The sequence below is a fragment of the Nitrospirota bacterium genome (genome assembly GCA_013388455.1).
In the GTDB taxonomy this organism is placed as follows: Bacteria; Nitrospirota; Thermodesulfovibrionia; order Thermodesulfovibrionales; family SM23-35; genus JACAFF01.
The window spans coordinates 19549-41171 of the sequence record JACAFF010000016.1 but is presented as its reverse complement, the minus strand read 5'-3'; the positions used below and the strand labels follow the sequence as shown (position 1 = coordinate 41171).

General features: G+C 36.9%; 20 protein-coding genes. 1 reads left to right on the top strand and 19 read right to left on the bottom strand.

Annotated features, from left to right (window positions below; translation table 11 throughout):
* The 19 genes from HXY53_03925 to HXY53_03835 form a co-directional block, all read right to left on the bottom strand.
* Positions 1 to 912, bottom strand: a 912-nt coding sequence (locus HXY53_03925) for an ATP-binding protein (GenBank protein NWF75716.1), incomplete at its 3' end; no start/stop codon positions are given.
* Positions 913 to 1311: 399 nt separating this feature from the next.
* Complete coding sequence (locus tag HXY53_03920) at positions 1312 to 1713, bottom strand: type II toxin-antitoxin system VapC family toxin (GenBank protein NWF75715.1); 402 nt, start codon at positions 1711 to 1713, stop codon at positions 1312 to 1314.
* Positions 1704 to 1982 carry a type II toxin-antitoxin system Phd/YefM family antitoxin gene (locus tag HXY53_03915; protein NWF75714.1) on the bottom strand — a complete coding sequence of 93 codons (279 nt, stop codon included), beginning with the start codon at positions 1980 to 1982 and terminating at the stop codon, positions 1704 to 1706. Before HXY53_03915 ends, HXY53_03920 begins: the two co-directional genes overlap by 10 nt.
* Positions 1983 to 2417: 435 nt before the next feature.
* A complete protein-coding gene (locus tag HXY53_03910; protein ID NWF75713.1) occupies positions 2418 to 3512 on the bottom strand; it encodes a GDP-L-fucose synthase in 1095 nt (364 codons plus the stop codon).
* Positions 3513 to 3581: 69 nt separating this feature from the next.
* Complete coding sequence (gene gmd / locus HXY53_03905; GenBank protein NWF75712.1) at positions 3582 to 4748, bottom strand: GDP-mannose 4,6-dehydratase; 1167 nt, start codon at positions 4746 to 4748, stop codon at positions 3582 to 3584.
* 11 nt (positions 4749 to 4759) lie between these two features.
* A complete protein-coding gene (gene cysC, locus HXY53_03900; GenBank protein ID NWF75711.1) occupies positions 4760 to 5377 on the bottom strand; it encodes an adenylyl-sulfate kinase in 618 nt (205 codons plus the stop codon).
* Between the two features lie 104 nt (positions 5378 to 5481).
* Positions 5482 to 5655, bottom strand: a complete 174-nt coding sequence (locus tag HXY53_03895; GenBank protein ID NWF75710.1) for a Trm112 family protein — start codon at positions 5653 to 5655, stop codon at positions 5482 to 5484.
* A 13-nt stretch (positions 5656 to 5668) separates the two neighbouring features.
* Positions 5669 to 7084 carry a mannose-1-phosphate guanylyltransferase/mannose-6-phosphate isomerase gene (locus HXY53_03890; protein ID NWF75709.1) on the bottom strand — a complete coding sequence of 472 codons (1416 nt, stop codon included), beginning with the start codon at positions 7082 to 7084 and terminating at the stop codon, positions 5669 to 5671.
* Positions 7081 to 8490 (bottom strand): phosphomannomutase/phosphoglucomutase, encoded by a 1410-nt coding sequence (locus HXY53_03885; GenBank protein ID NWF75708.1) that lies wholly within the window; start codon positions 8488 to 8490, stop codon positions 7081 to 7083. Before HXY53_03885 ends, HXY53_03890 begins: the two co-directional genes overlap by 4 nt.
* Before the next feature lie 63 nt (positions 8491 to 8553).
* A complete protein-coding gene (gene rfbB / locus HXY53_03880) occupies positions 8554 to 9522 on the bottom strand; it encodes a dTDP-glucose 4,6-dehydratase (protein NWF75707.1) in 969 nt (322 codons plus the stop codon).
* 2 nt (positions 9523 to 9524) lie between these two features.
* Positions 9525 to 10385, bottom strand: coding sequence for a dTDP-4-dehydrorhamnose reductase (rfbD, locus tag HXY53_03875; protein NWF75706.1), 861 nt, complete (start codon positions 10383 to 10385; stop codon positions 9525 to 9527).
* Positions 10386 to 10442: 57 nt separating this feature from the next.
* Positions 10443 to 10994 (bottom strand): dTDP-4-dehydrorhamnose 3,5-epimerase, encoded by a 552-nt coding sequence (rfbC, locus tag HXY53_03870; protein ID NWF75705.1) that lies wholly within the window; start codon positions 10992 to 10994, stop codon positions 10443 to 10445.
* A 12-nt stretch (positions 10995 to 11006) separates the two neighbouring features.
* Positions 11007 to 11879 (bottom strand): glucose-1-phosphate thymidylyltransferase RfbA, encoded by an 873-nt coding sequence (gene rfbA / locus HXY53_03865; GenBank protein NWF75704.1) that lies wholly within the window; start codon positions 11877 to 11879, stop codon positions 11007 to 11009.
* Positions 11880 to 12028: 149 nt separating this feature from the next.
* Positions 12029 to 12520, bottom strand: a complete 492-nt coding sequence (locus HXY53_03860) for a hypothetical protein (protein ID NWF75703.1) — start codon at positions 12518 to 12520, stop codon at positions 12029 to 12031.
* A 104-nt stretch (positions 12521 to 12624) separates the two neighbouring features.
* On the bottom strand, positions 12625 to 13974 hold the full coding sequence (locus HXY53_03855) for an O-antigen ligase family protein (protein NWF75702.1): 1350 nt from the start codon (positions 13972 to 13974) through the stop codon (positions 12625 to 12627).
* Positions 13941 to 15200 carry a hypothetical protein gene (locus tag HXY53_03850; GenBank protein ID NWF75701.1) on the bottom strand — a complete coding sequence of 420 codons (1260 nt, stop codon included), beginning with the start codon at positions 15198 to 15200 and terminating at the stop codon, positions 13941 to 13943. The genes HXY53_03855 and HXY53_03850 overlap by 34 nt, the downstream gene beginning before the upstream one ends.
* Positions 15187 to 17433 (bottom strand): polysaccharide biosynthesis tyrosine autokinase, encoded by a 2247-nt coding sequence (locus tag HXY53_03845; GenBank protein ID NWF75700.1) that lies wholly within the window; start codon positions 17431 to 17433, stop codon positions 15187 to 15189. The genes HXY53_03850 and HXY53_03845 overlap by 14 nt, the downstream gene beginning before the upstream one ends.
* Positions 17434 to 17446: 13 nt before the next feature.
* Positions 17447 to 18457 carry a polysaccharide biosynthesis/export family protein gene (locus HXY53_03840; GenBank protein NWF75699.1) on the bottom strand — a complete coding sequence of 337 codons (1011 nt, stop codon included), beginning with the start codon at positions 18455 to 18457 and terminating at the stop codon, positions 17447 to 17449.
* A 59-nt stretch (positions 18458 to 18516) separates the two neighbouring features.
* Positions 18517 to 19257 (bottom strand): hypothetical protein, encoded by a 741-nt coding sequence (locus tag HXY53_03835; GenBank protein ID NWF75698.1) that lies wholly within the window; start codon positions 19255 to 19257, stop codon positions 18517 to 18519.
* 240 nt (positions 19258 to 19497) lie between these two features.
* On the opposite strand from HXY53_03835, the gene HXY53_03830 reads away from it, so the two are divergent.
* Positions 19498 to 21609, top strand: coding sequence for a PAS domain S-box protein (locus HXY53_03830; GenBank protein ID NWF75697.1), 2112 nt, complete (start codon positions 19498 to 19500; stop codon positions 21607 to 21609).
* The last annotated feature ends 14 nt before the right edge of the window (positions 21610 to 21623 follow it).

Below are 21623 nucleotides of genomic sequence, written 5' to 3'. Positions count from 1 at the left end.
TCTCATTCTCTTATAAGTAGATTCAGCAAATTTTCTTACCTCAAATATGAGCATACTCTGAAGAAAATATTTATAGTATCGGAAAAGAAGGTCCTTGGAAAAAGGAAACTTCTCTTTATATTGTTTGTAAAAAGATGTGAGAGAAATTTTCATCGAAAAGGATGAGAATAGTTTATCCATAAGAACCTCTAAAAGCGGGATATTAGTTATCATATACCTCTCAGCTAAGTCTCTGAAAAACATTGCACCCAGATACTCTTTCAGGAGTTTCGTCTTTTCAAACTCTGATTTAAGAAACGAAATCTCCGGGAAACCACCCCATCTGATATATTCGGAAAAGTGATTTTTAACAACAGCTTTCCGTTGACCATATAAGATATGACTATTTAAAGGATTTAATCCCTTAGAAACAAGGTACTCACGAAATGAAAATGGCAATATTTCTACACTCCATAATCTTCCTCTTAATTCTGTATGTATCTCTGAAGGCATAATTTTAGAGGATGAACCACTAACATATACTTTTATATTTTCACGCTCCACAGCTCTTCTACAGAATTTCTCCCACCCCTTTATATTTTGAACCTCATCAAGTAAGAAAATAATTTGTTTATTTATTAGATGTGGTTTTAATTCCAGAACTGCCTCTTTAAGACTCTCAAAATCCCCAAGTTTAAACTCCGACAGTCGGTCATCTTCAAAATCTAAGTATATAGAATTTTCGGTATTGTCTTTAAATAAATCATATAATATGAATGTCTTTCCGCTTCTCCTTACACCATAAAATACTACTGTTTTATTCAAGGTTCTTGGAGAAAATACCCCTTCTCTCTTTATAATCTTTTTGACATGTTTAAGGATATATTCTTCATTCGATACGAGAGTGTCTTTTAATACATGTTTGCTAATCATTTTTGTCCTTTTAATAAGGATAATTTATAATATGTTTATCCTTATGTCAAGGAGTATGTATAGCGTTCATTGCGTTATTGCGTTCATTGCGTTGTAGCGTTCGTTGCGTTTATTAAAACAACAACATTACAAAGGGATAGACAACCCCCTTAATCCCCCTTGACAAAGGGGGAAAGGATAACGACAACGGCGTGTAGCGTCAAGGCTTATACACCCCTGCACCCCTCTCAAGAGGGCACACACCCCGTCACTTCGTGCCACCCCTCTCAAGAGGGGAATTATGCAGAGTATGGCAAAACAAACTGATTCTCGATATCCGATACCATAAAAGACTGAACGCCCTATAAATCTTTCCACTCTTAACTCCATTATTCCGATTATTGATTACCATAGGCTATTCTATCGTTTTTCGACTTTGAGTCCTTCGATCTTCTGAAAATCCCTCATATTAGCGGTCACTACCGTATAGTCAAGCGCAATTGCCGTTGCAGCAATGATAAGATCATGAGAACCAACAGTAATTCCTTTCATGGATATTGTTGACCAGAGTTTTGCGTAAATCCGTGCCGTAGGCATATCAAAGGCGAGTACAGGAAAAAATTCGATAACTTTCTCAACAAAAGCCTGTCGCTTCACCTTCCGTGCTTCGGTATCAGCGCGTTCAACACCATGAAGCAGTTCAGCCACTGTAACCACGCTTATTCCGAACGTCTCCTCTTCGCGGCCATAAATTAGAGCTTCTACTTCCTGCCTGTTCCGCTCTATGGCAATAATTTCGCTTGTGTCAAAGATTATTCCCATGAGGCTTTCTCAGGCATTGAAGGTTGTTCGCGGATGATCTTTTCAATGTCATTGGCAAAACGGTCTGCATCATCTCCAAGGCTGGGAAGGTTTTTTATGAGCGACCTTAATTCTCCCAATGTGCGTCTGACAGGAACAGATTCAAACGGAACAATATTTGCTACAGGTTTACCACCTCTTAAGACTGTATAGCGGTCGCCCTTATATTTAATAGAATTCAGCAGTTCAGAAAAAGTTCTGACCGCATCTGTTGCATTAATTGTCTTCATAAATTTCTACTCCTTCAATATATGATAATCATATTTTACATATTTTTATATTTTACATCTACTTCGGTAACTCTTGGTGTCCGTTTTTGACTTTTGACAATAGCGTTTATAGCGTTTATTGCGTTGATTGCGTTAATTGAGTTATAGCGTTGTTGCGTTAATAGGGTTCATAGCGTTAATTGCGTTTATAGCGTTATAGCGTTAATAAAAAGGGGGGGAAAGATAACGGCAAACGACAACGGCGTGTAGCGTCAAGGCTTACACACCTCATCACTTCGTGCCACCCCTCTCAAGAGGGCACACACCCCGTCACTTCGTGCCACCCCTCTCAAGAGGGGAATAAGGAGGGTAAGGCGTATAATGTGAGTGCGTAAGCAAGTTATAAAGACCTTAACCTGCAAGCTATCAAGCTTGAAAGCCTGTTGCGTTAAAAAACTAAGAAAGGTACCATTTGTATGTCTTTCTAATGCCTTCCTCGAGTGATATAGAAGGCTTCCATCCGAGTAACTGAATTCTGCTTACGTCAAGAAGTTTGCGAGGTGTTCCATCTGGTTTTGTGGTATCCCAGAGTATAATCCCTTCAAATCCTACAATATCTTTGATAAGATTAGCGAGGTCTTTTATGGTTATATCCTCTCCTGTCCCGATATTGATAAACTCCCCTACATCCTTAAAACTATATCGCTCCATAAGAAATATAGAGGCTTCTGCAAGGTCGTCAACATAAAGAAATTCACGATAGGGCTCACCACTTCCCCAGAGTTTAATTACCATCTTACCTGAACCATGAACTGTGTCCTGATAAATACCATAGTATTTGAGGACCTCCAAAACCTTATCTTCAGGAGTATCTTTATTTATCTCAAATCTTGATCCACCTATTATTATTTCGTTATTGCCGTATTTTAGAAAATTCTCTTTTATAAGATTGAATCTGTTTTCAGAAAACAATTTTGCAAGGTAAAATTTTCGAATCATTGCAGGAAGAACATGTGAGGTCTCAAGATTGAAATTATCTTTCGGGCCATAAAGATTTGTGGGCATGATCGATATGAAATCTGTTCCATATTGCTCGTTAAAATACCTGCATAATTTGATTGCAGAAATCTTGGCAATTGCATATGGCTCATTTGTAGGTTCAAGCTGACCTGTTAGTAAATATTCCTCTTTCATCGGCTGTGGTGCATATTTCGGATAGATGCATGAAGAACCGAGATTGAGGAGTTTTTTGACTCCATATTTATAAGCAGCATGAATAATATTACTTGCTATCATTATGTTGTCGTAGATGAAATCTGCTCTGTATGTGTTGTTTGCGATTATGCCGCCAACTTTCGCAGCAGCAAGAAAGACGAATTCTGGTTTTTCTTTTTTGAAAAAACGTTCGGTATGACTTTGATTTCTGAGGTCAAGCTGTTTGCTTGTCTTTGTTACAATATTTCTGTAACCTTTTTCTTTTAGCTTTCTTAGGATTGCTGAACCAACAAGTCCACGATGTCCAGCAATGTATATTTTTGAGTCCTTGTTCATGACAATCTGCTCGTCAGCTTGCAGGCTTTCCGGATTGCACGCCTGTTAGCTTGCTCGCTTGCTATCTTGTTAGCATCTTTCTCTTATCTTCTCATAAAATGAAAAATCATGGTTGGTGTAAGTAAACTTTTTCTGGAGACATATATCTATTCCTTCACCTACAGGTTTCAGCCCTGTCATCTTTAAATCATAATCAACCATTATTTTGATGAGCTCATCAAAGGTTGTTCTGGGTTGCCAGCCAAGTTTTTTTCTTGCCTTGGTTATATCAGCCTGAAGAAAGTCTACTTCTGTTGGCCTGAAATACTTGGGGTCTATCTCGATCAAAGTCTCTCCGACTTTAACAGTAGCGGGAAAGGTAGATGTATAGTTAGAAGATAAGGATTTAATGATGCCTTTTGTATGTGTGCCCTTTCCTTTCCATTCTAACTCTATCCCGACATATTCGAATGCCTTTTCAACGAATTCTCTTACTGAATGACTTTCACCTGTGCCAACAACATAATCATCTGGTTTGTCCTGCTGTAACATAAGCCACATCATTTCAACATATTCAGGTGCGAATCCCCAGTCCCTTTTTGCATTTAGATTCCCAAGATAGAGCCTCTTCTGTTTTCCTGCAAGGATGTTTGCTATAGCCCTTGTTATCTTTCTGGTCACAAATGTCTCTCCTCTACGTGGTGATTCATGATTGAAAAGGATGCCGTTACATGCGAACATCTTAAAGCCTTCTCTGTAATTAACAACTATCCAGTAAGAATAAACCTTTGCTGCTGCATACGGGCTGCGCGGGCATAATGGTGTATTTTCATTCTGCGGTGGTGCGGCAGAACCAAACATCTCTGATGATGATGCTTGATAAAATCTGGTTTTGATACCACTCCTCCTTACAGCTTCTAATAACCTTGTTGTCCCTAATGCTGTTATGTCACCTGTATATTCAGGCATATCAAAGCTTACCCTTACATGGCTCTGGGCACCGAGATGGTAAATTTCATCGGGTTTTACATTGTATATAAGATTTACAAGTTGTCCTGAGTCTGATAGGTCACCATAATGAAGGAATAGTTTTGTCCCCCTAACATGTGGGTCTGTATAGATATGATCAATCCTTCCAGTATTAAATGAACTTGCTCGGCGAATCAGGCCGTGCACCTGATAGTTTTTTGAAAGAAGAAACTCTGCAAGATATGAACCATCCTGACCTGTTATTCCTGTAATTAAGGCACGTTTCATATAATCACCTCTTAATCTTCTTTATCAAGTAAAATAAATTTTTTCTTCTCGAATAAATCAATTACTTTCTTCACCGCTGTATTTATATCAATTCTCTCTGTGTCAAGAATAAGGTCGGGGTTTTTCGGCTCTTCATATGGTGAAGAGATACCAGTATATTCCTTGATAATTCCAGCTCTTGCTTTTTTATACTGTCCTTTCGGGTCACGTCTTTCGCACTCCTTAATTGAACACTTCACATAAATCTCCAGAAAATTATCGTCCTGAAAATGCTTCCTTATATATGCCCTATCCTCATGATAAGGAGATATGAAGGCAGCAAGAACAATCATTCCTGCATCAACGAGCAGTTTAGAAAGCTCTGCAATACGCCGCAGGTTTTCTCTTCTGTCTTCCCGACTGAAACCGAGATTACTATTGATTCCATGCCGCACATTGTCTCCATCAAGCACATATGTGCGAATGCCTTTCTTAAACAGTTGTCTTTCTACATAATGGGCAATTGTTGACTTTCCAGATGCAGAAAGTCCTGTAAACCAGACAAGACCGCTTTTGTGATTATTAAGTTGATTTCTCTCCTCTCTCTTCACATAACCATCATGCCAGATTACATGATTATTGTTTACAATAGCTTTTCTCATTCATTTCTCCTATCACCAAGGTTCTATCATTCCTACGGAATCAGGAATCCAGAAAGATAAAAAATTTGAAGCCCTGAGGATTATTCATTTGATTATGAGTCGAGTGGCTTTGCTTCATCTATAAGCATCACAGGTATATCATCCTGGACAGGATATACTAATCTGCACTTTTCACAGATAATACCCCTGCCGTCATCCGAATACTTTATATCTCCCTTACACTTCGGACATGCAAGGATTTCGAGAAGCTTTTTATCTATTGTCATGCTTATAGCCTCCTCATCCAGGTTTCTGCCTTCCATATATATCATCCACTCTCACGATATCATCTTCACCAACATATTCACCGTTCTGGACTTCTATTATCTCAAGCGGGACTTTACCCGGATTTTCAAGCCTGTGTAAAGTTGATTTTGGGACATATACTGATTCATTCTCATGAATGTTTATTTCCTTATCACCTATGGTAACTCTTGCTGCTCCTTTTATTACAACCCAGTGCTCTGACCTGTGATAATGCATCTGGAGACTCAGCCTCTCTCCAGGATTAACAACAATTCTTTTAATCTTATACCTTTCACCTTCTTCAAGCACTGTGTAACTGCCCCATGGACGAAAAGTGGTTACATGTTCCAGTGCCTCTTTTCTATTATTGCTATTCAATATGTTCACAATATTCTTTACTTTTTGTGTCTCACCTCTTTTTGCTATCAGCAGGGCATCTTCTGTGTCAATTATCAGACAGTCATCAATACCTATGGTTGATATTAGCCTTTTACTGCTCACGACGAGTGAATCATGTGTATCTATAAAAATGACATCGCCTGTTTTCATATTGCCTTTTTCATCTTTATCGAGAACTTCGTATAGTGAGTCCCATGAGCCTATATCGTTCCAGTAAAGATCAAGTGGCATTATAGATATTCTGTCTGATTTTTCAGCTATAGCATAATCTATGGATATGTTCGGCATTTTTTCAAAGTTAGTTTTCAAATCGTCAAAGCTCATATCGAGCATTTTGCTAATTTCTGGTGCGTGTTTTTTAAATTCTTCCATCATCGTGCCTATGGTAAAGGCAAACATACCTGAATTCCAATAATATATGCCTTCATTCAAATATTTCTCAGCGGTTTCAGAATCAGGCTTTTCAGTAAACTGCTCAACTTTGAAATATATATCACTCAAACTTTCAAATCTGCTTGCTTTTATATATCCATATCCTGTCTCTGGTCTTGTTGGCTTTATGCCAAATGTTACTATATAGCCTTTTTTAGCTATATCTTCTGAAAACCTGATATATTCTGAAAATTTCTCAGCAGGTCTGATTATGTGGTCTGATGGAGAAACAAAAAGGACTTCATTTTCATTACTTCCGAGTTTTTCAATACAATATTTAATGCCGAGCGCAATAGCTGGTGCTGTGTTCCTACCAGCTGGCTCCAGTATGATATTGCTGAAAACAAGATTTTGCTGAGAATGCAGTAGTGAATTCAAATCAGACATAACATGGAATTTATACTCACTGTTCGTCATTATTACTATGTCTTCAGGGGAAAAAGTGCGCAGGAGTCTTTTTGCAGTTTCCTGTAAAAGTGAATTTTTTGAATTCAGTCTAAGAAACTGCTTGGGAAAATTTTTTCTACTAAGAGGCCAGAGTCTCGTTCCTGAACCACCTGCAAGAACTAAAGCCTTCATGTAATATCCCTTACCTTTTTCAGTTCATCCTCCATGAATTTTTTATAGGCTTCCAGGCTTTGTGCATCCTCTGCCTCGAAGCGCATGACTATAACAGGCTGGGTATTGCTTGAACGGACTAATCCCCACCCTTTTCCAAATACAACCCTTGCACCATCAATATCGTATATTTTCTTGATAGGTATCGGGCTTTTTCCTGACTCTTTGTATTTTTTACATCTGAGCACCAGGCTTTCTACTAATCTCTTTTTCTGGTCTTCCTGACATTCTATGCGTATTTCAGGAGTATAACACATCTCTGGAATGTCTGAAAGAAGCTCTTTTATTCCACGTCCTGTTTTCTTCATTATTTCGATTAGACGGAATGTTGTATACATAGCATCATCGTATCCAAAGTAATCATCTGCAATAAAGATATGCCCGCTAAATTCACCTGCAAGTAATGCTTTTTCTTTTCTCATCTTATCTTTTACGAGCGAGTGGCCTGTCTTCCACATAACAGGATTACCTTTATGCTTTTCTATATCGTCGAACATTACCTGTGAACACTTTACATCACCGATGATTGTAGAGCCTGGTTTTCTTTTAAGGATATCCCTCGATAGTATAATCATAATCTGGTCACCCCATATAATGTCTCCTTTATTGTCAACAATCCCTATCCTATCAGCATCCCCGTCATATCCAACGCCGATGTCTGCTCTCTCATCTTTTGTTTTCTGTATCAAATCCTTTATATACTCAACAACAGTTGGGTCAGGGTGATGATTAGGGAACCTTCCGTCAGGCTCACAGTAAAGACAGATTACATCGCATCCCATCTCCTCAAGGATTTTAGGCACTACAACACCGGCTGTGCCATTTCCTGCATCAACCGTTATCTTTAATCTGCGGTATTTTTTATCAGAGAGATATGAAAATCGTTCTCTCATAAAATCTGTATAAGCTTTTATGATATCAAAATCTGTAACCTTCCCTTCATGATTACCTTTATACCACTTGTTACTTTGTAAAATTTTTTTTAAATTCTGTAGTTCCTCTCCAAATATTGTCTCTTTGCCTATACTCACTTTAAAGCCGTTATATTCAGGAGGGTTATGACTTCCTGTAACCATAATTCCGCCGTCAAGATTCAGATGGTAAAGTGAGAAATATTGAACTGGAGTTGGACAGAGTCCAATATTATATACATTAATTCCTGTTGAGATAATACCTCTGATTACATTTCTGGCAAACGATTCAGAGCTGAGCCTCCCATCTCTTCCAACGCTCACCTGTCTTGCCACAGGATTCACATTTCTGAGGTATGTTCCGAATGCCTTTCCAAGTAGAAATACAAAATTCTCTGTAAGGTCTTCTTCTACAATTCCACGTATGTCGTATTCTCTAAAAACCCTGTCAATCATCATTTGATTAAAAACTAGATCAAGCGATAAAAAGTTGTCATTCCGAGGTAGCGAGGAATCTCGCTACTTCTTACTGCTCACTATTTTAGACATTACCCATTCCATATGTTCCACATACCATCTAACGGTCTTTTCAATTCCCTCGTTGAAATCTGTTCTGCTCTTCCATCCGATTTCTTTTGTTATCTTGTTCGAATTCAATGAATATCTGAAATCATGACCTGGCCTGTCCTTTACAAATTCGATAAGCTCATCAGATTTTCCTAAAAGTTTTAGGACTGTTCTGACGACCTCTATGTTCCTTTTTTCTATGCCACTTCCGATATTGTATATCTCTCCTGTTCTACCCTTTTTCACTATCTTAAAAACTGCCTCAGCACAATCAGTTACAAACAGCCATTCTCTTATATTCAGTCCTTTTCCATAGACCGGCACTTTTTTATTATTCACTGCATTTATTATGATTACAGGAATCAGCTTTTCTGGATACTGCCAGGGGCCATAATTATTTGATGGTCTTACAGTTATCACAGGAACGTTGTATGTTCTATAATATGCCCTTCCGAGCATGTCAGCAGATGCCTTGCTGACTGAATACGGTGAATTTGGATTCAAGGGAGTTGTTTCGAAAAACTCGCCATCTTCACCAAGCTCTCCATATACTTCATCTGTTGATATATTTATAAATTTTTCTACTCCATATTTTCTTGAAACATCCAGCATAACCTGCGTGCCTTTAATATTTGTATCCATAAATGGTGTTGCATCTTCAATGCTCCTGTCAACATGGCTTTCTGCAGCCCAGTGCACAACAATTTCAGGTTTTGATCTTCTGAAGATATTTTCAACTTTTTTTCTGTCTGTCACATCAACTCTGTGGAATTTTATTAAACCCCTGATCTCTTTTAGTCTCTCAGGATCACCTGCGTAACTGAGTTTATCAATAACAATGATTTCATATCCATTTCTTACTCCCTGCCTGACGAATTCACTACCTATAAAACCAGCACCGCCTGTAACCAAAATTCTCATATTCATAATCCCTCATTTCTGTAGTGCTTCTCTATATATCTTTCTATTCCCAGTTTCCAGTCCGGTATAGCAACATTTAATGCTTCTGAAAGTTTACGATTTGACATTGCAGAAAAAAAAGGCCTTTTTGCAGGAGATGGAAAGTTATCTGAATTTGCTGGCAGCACCAGATTATCCATACCAAGACCTTCAAGAAAGTAGCGCGCTACTTCATATCGAGAGCCATAGCCACTGTTAGTAAGATGATACAGTCCTCTCAGGCCCTTATTTATAGCAAAAATTGTGAGATTTACAATATCTTCTGTATATGTCGGAATAGAAATCTGATCACAGACAATCTTCAAAACTTTCTTCTTCTTCGCCCATTCGGATAATTTATACAGGAAATTCTGCTTGCCTTCTCCGAAAACCCAGCTAACACGGAATAAGAGATAGTCATCTGACTCCTGCACTAAAAAATTCTCACCATGCAATTTGCTCTCACCATATTTATTAATCGGGGCTGGCTCATCATCTTCAGTGTAAAAATCCTCTTTCCTTCCATCAAAGATATAATCTGTGCTGTAATGAACAATTAATACCCTATTTTCTTTACACACCTTTGAAAGAATCTTTATTCCATCAGCATTTACTTTGAAGGCTGTTTCAGTCTCCTCATTTTCAGCCTTATCAACAAAATTATATGCTGCGCAGTTCAGCAATACATCTGGTTTATGATTTGAAACGACTTCATTCACTTTTTTTTCATCTGTTATATCAAGGCTATCTTTGCTTAGTGCTGTGAATTTATATGAGGATTCCTTCAGTTTATTCAGAAATTCTCTTGCAAGTTGTCCATTAGCGCCTGTGATAAGGAATTTCATTTACCCCTCTTTATTACATAGTGACCTGTCAGTCAAATATCTTTACTTCTTTACTGATTACTCAAAATTAATATCAGCCTCTTTTAAACGAGGATGTTTTGCATCCTTTTCAGAAAGGATAGGATTATGCAAAGGCCAGATTATGCCTATTTCAGGATCATTCCATATAATCCCTCTATCATCTTCAGGCGAATATTCCTTTGTGCATTTGTATATAACGTCTGCTGTATCACTCAATACAATAAAGCCATGAGCAAAGGCAGGAGGGATATACAGCATATAGTTATTTTCATCAGACAGTTCCAGTCCTATCCATTTCCCGAATGTCTCTGAACCTTTTCTAATATCCACTGCAACATCAAATATTTTTCCCTTCAGACACTGGACTAATTTTCCCTGTGCATTGGGATTCTTCTGATAGTGTAATCCCCTCAATACTCTCCTCACAGAACTTGAACAATTATCCTGAATAAAATTCTCCTTTATACCTGCTTCGGCAAAATCTGAGTATTTATATGTCTCCATAAAATATCCACGATTGTCCTTAAAAATCTTTGGCTCAATCAAAATTACTCCTGGAATTTCGAGTTTTTTAAATATAAATGGCATGATTACCTATTATTATTTGACTGCTCTGATAAGGTATTTCCCGTATTCGTTATGGTTGAGATTCTGGGCAAGTTTCAATATCTGATCTTTATTAATATAGCCTAATTTGTAAGCTATTTCTTCTATACAGGCTATCTTCAATCCCTGTCTTTTTTCGATTGTGGCAATAAATTCTCCTGCTTCAAGGAGACTCTCATGAGTTCCTGTATCAAGCCATGCATAGCCTCGTCCCATAAGTTGCACCCTCAGTCTTCCCATTTGCAGATATTCCTTGTTTACATCTGTAATCTCAAGCTCTCCCCTCAGTGATGGCTTTATTTTCTTTGCTATATTTATTACTTCATTATCATAGAAATACAGTCCTGTGACAGCATATTTTGACCTCGGCATTTCTGGCTTTTCTTCCAATGACAGGACTTTTCCATGTTCATCGAATTCAACTACACCATATCTTTCAGGGTCATTGACATAATATCCGAATATAGTAGCACCTCCACTTTCCTGCACATCTTTGACTGCCTTTTTAAGCAATTCCGTTAATCCATGCCCATAAAAAATATTATCTCCAAGCACAAGGCAGACAGTTTTATCTTTTACAAAATCCTCTCCTATAATGAATGCCTCTGCTATTCCACCTGGCCGTTTTTGTTCTTTATATGAAAAATTAAGCCCTAAATGAGAACCGTCACCGAATATATTTATAAATCTTGGCAGGTCATGAGGAGTTGAAATTATAAGGATATCTCTTATCCCCGCGAGCATCAACACAGAGAGCGGATAATATATCATCGGTTTATCATAAATTGGCAACAATTGTTTGCATACACCTATTGTTACAGGGTATAGTCGTGTCCCGCTTCCACCTGCTAATATAATACCTTTCATAATTTCTTATATTAGCTGTTTAGCATACCAGCCATCAAGCCTTTTTATTCTAAAAACAAGCTACCGCCCTTCATGTTTTATAAGAACATGCTGTTACTTTTCATACCTGAATTTCAAAAAATAAACCTCAGGTAATTTTTTAACAGGCTTTAGTTACTGCCTGCTTTATCTAAGAGACTTACGTCAAGCTCGACTTTGTAATAAAGTGTATCAAGAAGAATCATAACTCGCTCCGGACCTCTGATTTCCCTTTCGAAGATGCCATAGAAATTCCTGAATGGTCCATCCTTTATCAAAACTCTATCGCCTGCTTTGAAATGCTGAGGACGTGGAATAATTATATTGCCTTCGGTCATTCTTTCTTTTATGGATAAGATAATCTCCTCATGTACTGTGATGGGATTATCTTTACCAACTATGTAACGAACTCCTCTTGTATATTTTATGAGATGAGAATATTTATCTTTATCGAATTCTGCAAATAAATAACATGGGAAAAGTGGCTCGATAACTTCGACAAGTTTTTTGCTTCTGAATTTTTTTAACCTGATCTTCGGGTTCAGCACCTGTATCCCGATGTCCTGAAGCCGAACAGCAATACCATCCTCTTTATTAGGTTTTGTATATATCGCATACCACATCTATATGTCTATGATAACACCGCCCTTTCCCCATCTTCAAATATTTAGAAATTCTCCTAATCTGACGTAGCAATCTTTTCTCGAAATACAGATTCTGCTCCACCCTAATCCTCTTCCTTCAAGGATGGAGAAATGATTCTCGAATTTGCAACAGATATACCAATAATAGCTGAGAGCAATAGTGCGTTTGAGGGTATATGCAGATTAAAATCAAAAAAACTGTGGACAGCTATGGTAATGACTGAAGCGAGCAGGGATAAATTTATAATACCTGATTTTGAATCCCAATCAGTTTTTAATAAAATACGTATATAAAAATATAAAAGCAGAAGAAATAATAATATACCAATAACACCGCATTCAAGCATGAACTCGATGTAATCATTATGTGCATGATCGTAGATTGTTGAAAATGATTCTTTTGAATAGAGAGGGTATAGATAAATAAAAGTGCCCATTCCACTTCCTGTAAGATAAAAATCCTTAAAGGCGCTCATTGTCTCTGACCAGAGCTTGAATCTTGCTTCTTTTGTAATATCTGTCTGATAAAACCTGTCTATAACAGGATCAATCCCGAGATAAAGTAGATATAAAAACAGGATAAAAAGAAAAACTGGTATAACCAGAACCTTTTTTCTCCTGAGCTTATTCCAGAACAGGAATAATGTAAAGATACTGACACCTGCAAAAAAACTTATGATGCCTGCTCTCGAAAGCGAGAGGAATAAAGATACAGCCATAATCAGTCCGAGGAATCCAAATAATATTTTTCGAGCAAATCTCTCACGCGTCAAAGCAAGTCCCAGACTTAGAGGTATGAGCATCCCCATCAGACCTGCATAGTGGTTTCTGTTAACAAATGGGCCAAATGGCGTTCCTCCAGTTGTGAGTTCTCTTAGCCAATAGATTTTTCCGTTCCATGTAGCCTTTTGTATAATGGCAAAAACAGCAAGTGCAAAACCAAAATAACACATGATTTTGAGCATTCTCTCAAGAGACATTCTATTTCTTATGCTCTGTATGATAAGGATGAGAAAAACAAAATAAGAAAGACTCCTAACAAACTCAAATTTTGTTTTATAGGTGTAAAGACTTATAGACATTGAAGGAACTTTTTCGACTGAATAAAATGAATAAATCTCATAAGATTTCGGAGATATAAATCTCAGGAAAGGTGCTGGCATAGGTAATGTCTGGATTAATATATAAGCAATGAAACCTAAAAGGACTATCAGTAAATATTTTTCTTCTTTTACCTGTTCCCTCTCAGGATTTTGATTGGCGTATTTATATTGAATTATGACAATCAGATAAAAAATAAAAACAGTAAATATAGAAAACTCAACTATAGTTAATGACCATATCTCAACTGCTCCAAAACTGATTACAGAAAAAATAAGTATTATTAACAGTATATATACTATCTTTGTGTCAAGCTGATTCCGTCTATCCATGCACTCCCGCTTATCTTGTTATCAAATTTATGTGACCTATCCCTGCGTATCTTAACGATAATTGCATTGCATTCAGGTGGTATATTAAATTCCAGATTAAGCTCCTTCCAGAAATTTGTCCCTGTTAATATATCAGAATTTTTATTAAATCCTTTACAATCATGCCCCTGAACTGAGAGGAAAAGACCGTTTGTAGTTGTTATTGAATTAGTTTTAATAAAGCCTGTCAATAAATAATTCGACCCCGGATTAACCCTGACAATCTGAGATGCGATTGTAATATCAGGATTCTGTGTGCCATCGAATGTAACACCAAGAGAATTTCTGCCTGAGATGTGGATGTCTCTATCGAGAAATACATCAACCCCTTTTGTCTCTGATACCTTCCAGTCAAAACCACCATTAAGAATATCAAGCTCAAAACTGCCATTCCAGAGAATTGATGTATTATCATTGATAGAAACCTTGAATCTATCATGCACATATTTATTCCAGATATTTTCAGCATCTTCATACTGATGATTCAAAATCATAAAATCAATATATTTTATGAAAATATCATCTTCTATTTTCAATCCATTCATTGTTCTCCAAAGATCTCTTGTCTCATTAATTCTATTTATTGAAATAAGATACAGGAGATAATTTTTGTAATAGCTATACTCAGCAGGTATAAGATTTTTAAGAATGTATTCTGAATTAAGCGGTATTTTCCAGACCATATCATATGCATCCTGCTGTCTGTCAGGACGCAGAACAATGAATTCCCTGAAATTCCTTATTGATTTCTCAATATCACCGGCTATCAGATATAAAACTCCAGCTTCCCACATAACAACCGGATTTTTCGGCATAATACTTATTGCTCTATTTATTGCATATTCAGCCTGTGCAGTCATACCTGCTGTTCTATATGCTTTTGCAAGATCGAGCCAGCAACCTCCCTGTAAAGGACAATGTTTTAAAGACTCTATGTAAAAACCTATTGCCTTGATGTTGTCAGGGTCTTCTGAATAATAATGATAATACCTTCCGAGGAAATAAGGATATGTAGCATTTCTTTTATCATAAGAGATGGCTGAATAAATCGCTTGTTCATTAACTTGTTTATTTGATTTGCTAATATAAATTTTACTGATAAAAGGCCCAACAATAAACCATATCAGGAAAAGATATATAGGAAAGATGAAAGATAGGAAGATAATCTTTTGCTCATTGATCTTCATTACTATAATAGTGTTTGTAATAATGATAATAGTGACTGTATCTCATTTCTGATTGGTTGATTGAGTTCAGCACAACTCCAAGAATCTTTGCATTTACTCCCAGGAGCAATCTTCTTGCCTCATGTGCAGCTTCTTTTGGTGTCTTACCTGATCTAACGACCATTACAACTCCATCAACCGATTGACTTATAATAAGCGGATCAGAAATACCGATAACAGGTGGTGTATCAATAACAACAAAGTTGTATATTGAATATAAGGCTTGCAAGAGTTCACGAAATCTGTAAGAACTCAAAAGTTCAGCGGGATTTGGTGGAACAGGTCCTGATGGAATAATATATAAATTTTCTATGTATGATTTCTGTATTAAGTCATTCCCGAATTCTATATTTCCTGAAAGAAATGTTGATAGACCAATCTTACTGCTATTAGAAAAAATACCGTGTATTCTTGGCCGACGCATATCTGCATCTATTAAAACGACCTTTGCATCAGACTTTGTAAGGCTGATAGCGGTATTAATAGCTGTAGTTGTTTTGCCATCTTCTCTAATCGGGCTTGTTATCATTATTATCCTGGGTGGTTTTCCACCGGTAGAAAGAAGCAAGAATGTCTTGATAGAGCGGTAAGCTTCTGCAATTGGGCTGTTCGCTTTCTCATGTGCGACGTATTCGATGGCAAGATTTTCTTTTTTGTCTGAATAATCAGGAATAAAACCAAGGGGTGGCAGGGAAACCCTCTTTTCGATATCCTCAGGTGTTTTGATGGTGTTATCAAGATATTCAGTAAAGAATGCGAGCCCTATACCTCCAAGAAGACCTACTACAAGAGATAACATGATATTCAATTTTTTATTTGGCTTATAAGGACTTTTTGGAATCTCGGCTTTGTCGAGAAGCTGTATATTGCTTGCAGTAAGACTTGCCGAAACACCTGTCTCTTTGAGCCTCTGAAGCAAACCGTTATATAATTCTTTATTGGTATCTGCCTCTCTTTTGAGGATCTGGTACTGAATAATACGCTGGTTCAAATCAAGAGCTTTATTTTTCTGAGATTCGAGGGTTGCTTTTAGCTGGTTTTCACGTTTTACTGCAACCTCATAATCCTTCCTGATACTTGTTATGAGTTTTCTGCTCTCTGTATCTATTTTCTTCTTTATCTGTGTTATCTGCTCTTTCAGCCTTACCATTTTTGGGTAATCTTGCTTGTAAACTTTTAACTGTTCATTATATTCAGATTCCAGTGTTGCTAATGTCTTCTTCAGTTCCAGTATAAGTGGATTGTTCATTATTACAGAACTCGACTCAGGATCATCAGAACGAATCTCTTTGTATAGAGCTTCCTTGCTTATTCTGTCTGATGTAGCCTCTGTAAGTTCTGAAGAGAGTTCAGATAGCTTTTTTGTAACAATATTTTCACTTTGAGTACCTTTTCCCTGTTCATCGGTCTTTTCAATGAATATGATCTCATTTTTTGCAGCATATTCATTGAGCTTTTCCTCAGCCTGCTCTACCTTCGCCTTCATTGTTTCAAGCTGTTTTTCAAGCCATGCCCTCGCCTGATGAGTAGCCTCAAACTTCGATTCAATGTTCAATTCTATAAAGGCTTCACCGATTGCATTTGATACATTTGCTGATAATTCAGGGTCATAAGATATAAAGCTCACATTTACCAGTCTGGATTTCTGAAGAGGGCTTACTTCAACCTTTTTGAGAAAAGTATCAATAACTCCTGAACTAATGCCATCTTCAAGTGGATCAATCTGTTTAAGAAGTTGACCGGAATTAGCTTCACTCGCATGGGCTTCAATCTTCTGAGGAGAGACAAATTCAGGATGTTCATTGAGTCTGAGGGAACGAATAACACGTTTTGCAAGATTTCTTGACTTAAGTATCTTATATTGTGTTTGATAATAGTCTTCTTCAACCCTCTCGAGACCAACAACATCTTTGAAACTAAGAATGTTTGGATTTTCTTTATCTATCTTAATCGTGATTGTTGATTTATATTTTGGTTTTGCAAGGAATGTCCCGATGGTCACTGTAGTAACAACAGCAATAAGAAAAGTAATTAAAATCCATCTGCGCCTTATTATAACACTAAGATAATCTCTTAGATGAACCTCTTCTTCTTTCGTCTGTATATAATCATAAGAAGGTATTGAAGATGTTAAAGGATATTGACTTGTTCTCTGGAGTGCCTTTTCTCTGTCTGACCTGTTTTCTTCTGTCATCTTATGTTATATCCTAAAGTCCTTTACCGAATGAAATAAAGCCCTTGATCGTGCTGATAAAACCGTTAAAGAAATTTTTAATACCACTTTTCGGCACAATTATTATGTCATTATCTGCAAGGACAATGTCTGAGCTCTGTCCTTTAGAAATCGCTTCGTAGTCAGCACGAATCACATCTCTTTCACCCTTTCCATTATCTCTGAATATCCTGATATCATTCAACACTGCATCAGGATTGAGACCATGAGCCATTGAGATAGCCTGTATGAAGGTTGTTCTTGATTTCAAAGTAAAAATACCAGGATTTTTTACAGCTCCGTCAACAAAAACAACCCCACCTTTTGGAATATTTATTACATCTCCAGCAAAGACAGGAATGTTTAGATCGAAATTACCATTTATCAACAGTTCATTAAGATCAATAACAAGTGTCTCAGTCCTGCTGTCAGGGATGTCCTTTGCAGAAGGACGAATAACGTAGCAGATATTTCCTGCTTCTTCTCTTAGCCCACCTGCTTGCATAAGCATATCAACAAGATATCGTTGTCCTGTAACAGCATATGTTTGTGGATTATTTACTGCTCCAATAACCGATATCCGCTGACTGCGATATTCTTTAACAAATACAGTAACAACAGTTTCCTGTACATATTTCTCAAGGCGTTTTGCAATCTCCTGTTCAAGTTCTGAAACAGTCATACCATTTGCCTTGATAACACCAACCAAAGGCAATGCTATATCACCCTGACAATTAACCCTTACTATCTTTTTCAGGTCATCAATATTATAAGCCTCAATTTCAAGAAGGTCTTCATGCCCAATACGATAATCCTCAATAACGCCGGACCTTGTTGCTGAATGTAACATGATTACTTCATTCAATTGTTCAGTCTTTTTTTTTGAACTGTAATCAATAATAGGAGGGGTTTTTGAAGCATATTCACTACTGCAACTGATAAGAAAAAATATACATAAAATAGCAATCTCGCTTCGAAAGATTAGATTGCTTCGTAGAACTCGCAATGACATCCTCATTGCTCGCTTTAAGTTATTAGATAACATGTTTTTATTTAATTATTCGTTTAAAAACCGGATGGACTACCAATCTCATGGTCATGAGTACGGAAAACATCGTAGAGGACAGTGGTTCCTGTTGTAAAAAATGCACCAGCAATCAAACCTTGCAAAATTCTTTCTTGTTCTGTTGCATAAGAAGCTGCAGAAGTCATTGATCCTTGCTCTCCACTAAAAAAACTATCTCCACTGTTCAGTATGCGTGCCTGCAACCCTGTTGGTCTGATACCTATTTTTCCTGAAATACTTCTGACATAGGTTCCTTCTTTAGTAATAGAGACTATACCCTGTATATTTCTAACTGGTGTTGCACCTGGCCCGGCTACAAGTGTATAAATACCTCCTATCTGATGCGAAACTGATATATTTGCATCTTTTGTATTTATGTTTAAAGATACAGCAGGAGTAATGTTAAAAGATATCGTTCCAGAAATAAGGTTGATTTCATATTTCCCGATCTGTGAATCCATTGATAACTCTGTATTGTGAGACAGGTCAATCCTTGAACCTTCTTTAGTATGTATGAAGGCAACTCCTTCAAGGGTCTTGAGTTTTGTATTCTTAAGCAATGGATAAACCCTTTGCATCTTAACCCATTTTCCAGTTGATGAATCAATGCTTACATCTCCTGAGCTATTAACTTCACCATATGCAAAAGTATCACTTGCTGTTACATCAGGGATAAGGATTAGGTTTAAATAACAAATCACTAATAAAATTAAACTTAAGTTGTATTTTCTTGTGACCATTTTTAAACCTCACTTATAAACTAAAGTTGTAATAAATATACATTCCACATCCCTCGACTGAAAAATCGAGTGCAAATAAATTCAGAATGAAAAAATTACCAAAACAGTTTTTAATATCCTTAAGGTTTAATAAAATATATAGATTTAATTATAGAAACGGATGAATAAATGTCAAGTTATATCTTTAAAATAAAGCTTCTGCTACAATTTTTAGCATGATTTTTGCTTAAATTTATTCGTATGATAAAGAAAAAAATAGATATTTACACATCTCCTTTAAGGCTAATTTTGTTAATAATCGCTTCTGTTTTTATAGCTGAGGCACTCATAATGCTCTCTTTATATATTTTCACCCCCACACTTCAAATCTGGATCCTTTTAGATGCGGTCCTTCTGACCATTCTTATTTCTCCTGCCATTTATTTTTTCGGATTCCGTCCATTAATTGCTCATATAAATGAACGTAAACGTGCTGAAGAAAATACACTTCACGCATTAACTGAACTCGACCAGATATTTCAGACTGCCGCAGATGGAATGCGAATTATTGATAAAAACTTCAATATCATAAGGATGAATAAGACTTTAGCAAAGCTTTCAGGTGTTAGTGCTGAAGAAGCAAAAGGGAAAAAGTGTTATGAAATGTTTCCTGGTTCTCAGTGCCATACACCAGATTGTTCTTTAAGCCAAATTCTCAAAGGTAATGATAGGGTGGAGATTGAATCTGTTAAGCAGCGCAGAGACGGCGTAAATATAGATTGCATAGTGACGGTGACGCCTTTCAGAGACTATACAGGTAAACTGATCGGAATAGTTGAGGATTTTAAAGACATCACAACTCGAAAACTGGCAGAGAAGGAAGTAAAAACTCTCAAGAAGCAAATAGAGTTTATTCTGGGAGCAACAAAAACGGGACTTGATATTATTGATTCTGAATATAACATAATTTATATAGACCCTGAATGGAAGGAAGTATACGGTAATCCGAAAGGCAGGAAATGTTATGAATATTTCATGGGAAGTAATCAGATATGCATGGGGTGCGGTGTAAAAAAAGCGCTCGAAACCAAAACAATAACTGTTACTGAAAAGATTCTGTGCAAAGAAGCAAACAGGCCAGTGCAGGTCACTACCATTCCATTTCAGAATGAAAAAGGTGAATGGCTGGTCGCAGAGGTGAACGTAGATATAACAGAACGAAAGAAACTCGAGCAACAGTTACTGCAAGCACAAAAGATGGAGGCTATTGGTCAGCTTGCGGGAGGGATTGCCCACGATTTCAATAATATTTTAACAACTATCATAGGATATGGGAGCCTTCTGCAAATGGAAATATCAAGAAAAAGCCATTTGCATACATATACATCCCACATACTGTATTCAGCACAAAGAGCTTCCCATCTTACACAAGCACTTCTTGCATTCAGCAGAAAACAGATTATTAACCCAAAACCCGTTAACCTTAATGATATTATTTTAACATTTGAGAAAATTCTTTCAAGAATTATCGGCGAAGACATCGAACTTTCAACTTCTCTTTCAGAAGAAGACTTGATCATCATGGCAGATGCAACACTCATTGAACAGATTTTAATGAACCTGGTGACAAATGCGAGAGACGCTATGCCTGAAGGAGGCAATCTGATAATAAGTACCGAAAAAACAAGAATAAATTCAGAATTTATACACGCACACGGTTTTGGAAAATCAGGATTTTATGCTCTTGTTTCAGTAAAAGATACAGGTTACGGCATGGATCTTAAGACACAGGCGAAGATATTTGAGCCATTTTTTACTACAAAGGAAACAGGTAAAGGGACAGGACTTGGTTTATCTGTTGTATACGGTATTATTAAACAACATGAAGGATATATTAATGTATATAGTGAAATTGGTAAGGGGACTATATTCAGAATTTATCTTCCATTAATTGACAAAATAATTGAAGGTGAACAAACTACTGATATCTCACCTCTTGAAGGATCTTTAGAAACAGTACTCCTTGCAGAAGACGACGTAGAGGTAAGAAGACTCTATAAACAGATTCTGTGTGAATTCGGATATGAAGTTCTGGAAGCTGATGATGGTGAACAAGCAGTAAGATTATTTCATGAAAATAAAGACAGAATTGCTCTAATAATCTTTGATGTGATTATGCCGAAGAAGAACGGGAAAGAGGCTTATGATGAAATAAAAAAGATAAATCCTAATATAAAAACAATATTTACGAGTGGATACACCGCAGATATTGTGCACAAAAAAGGGATTCTTGATGAAGGCTTAGACTTCCTTTCCAAACCTGTATCCCCACAGGGTCTTTTGAAGAAAGTAAAAGAGGTTCTTGAGAGATAACAGGAAATCATTAA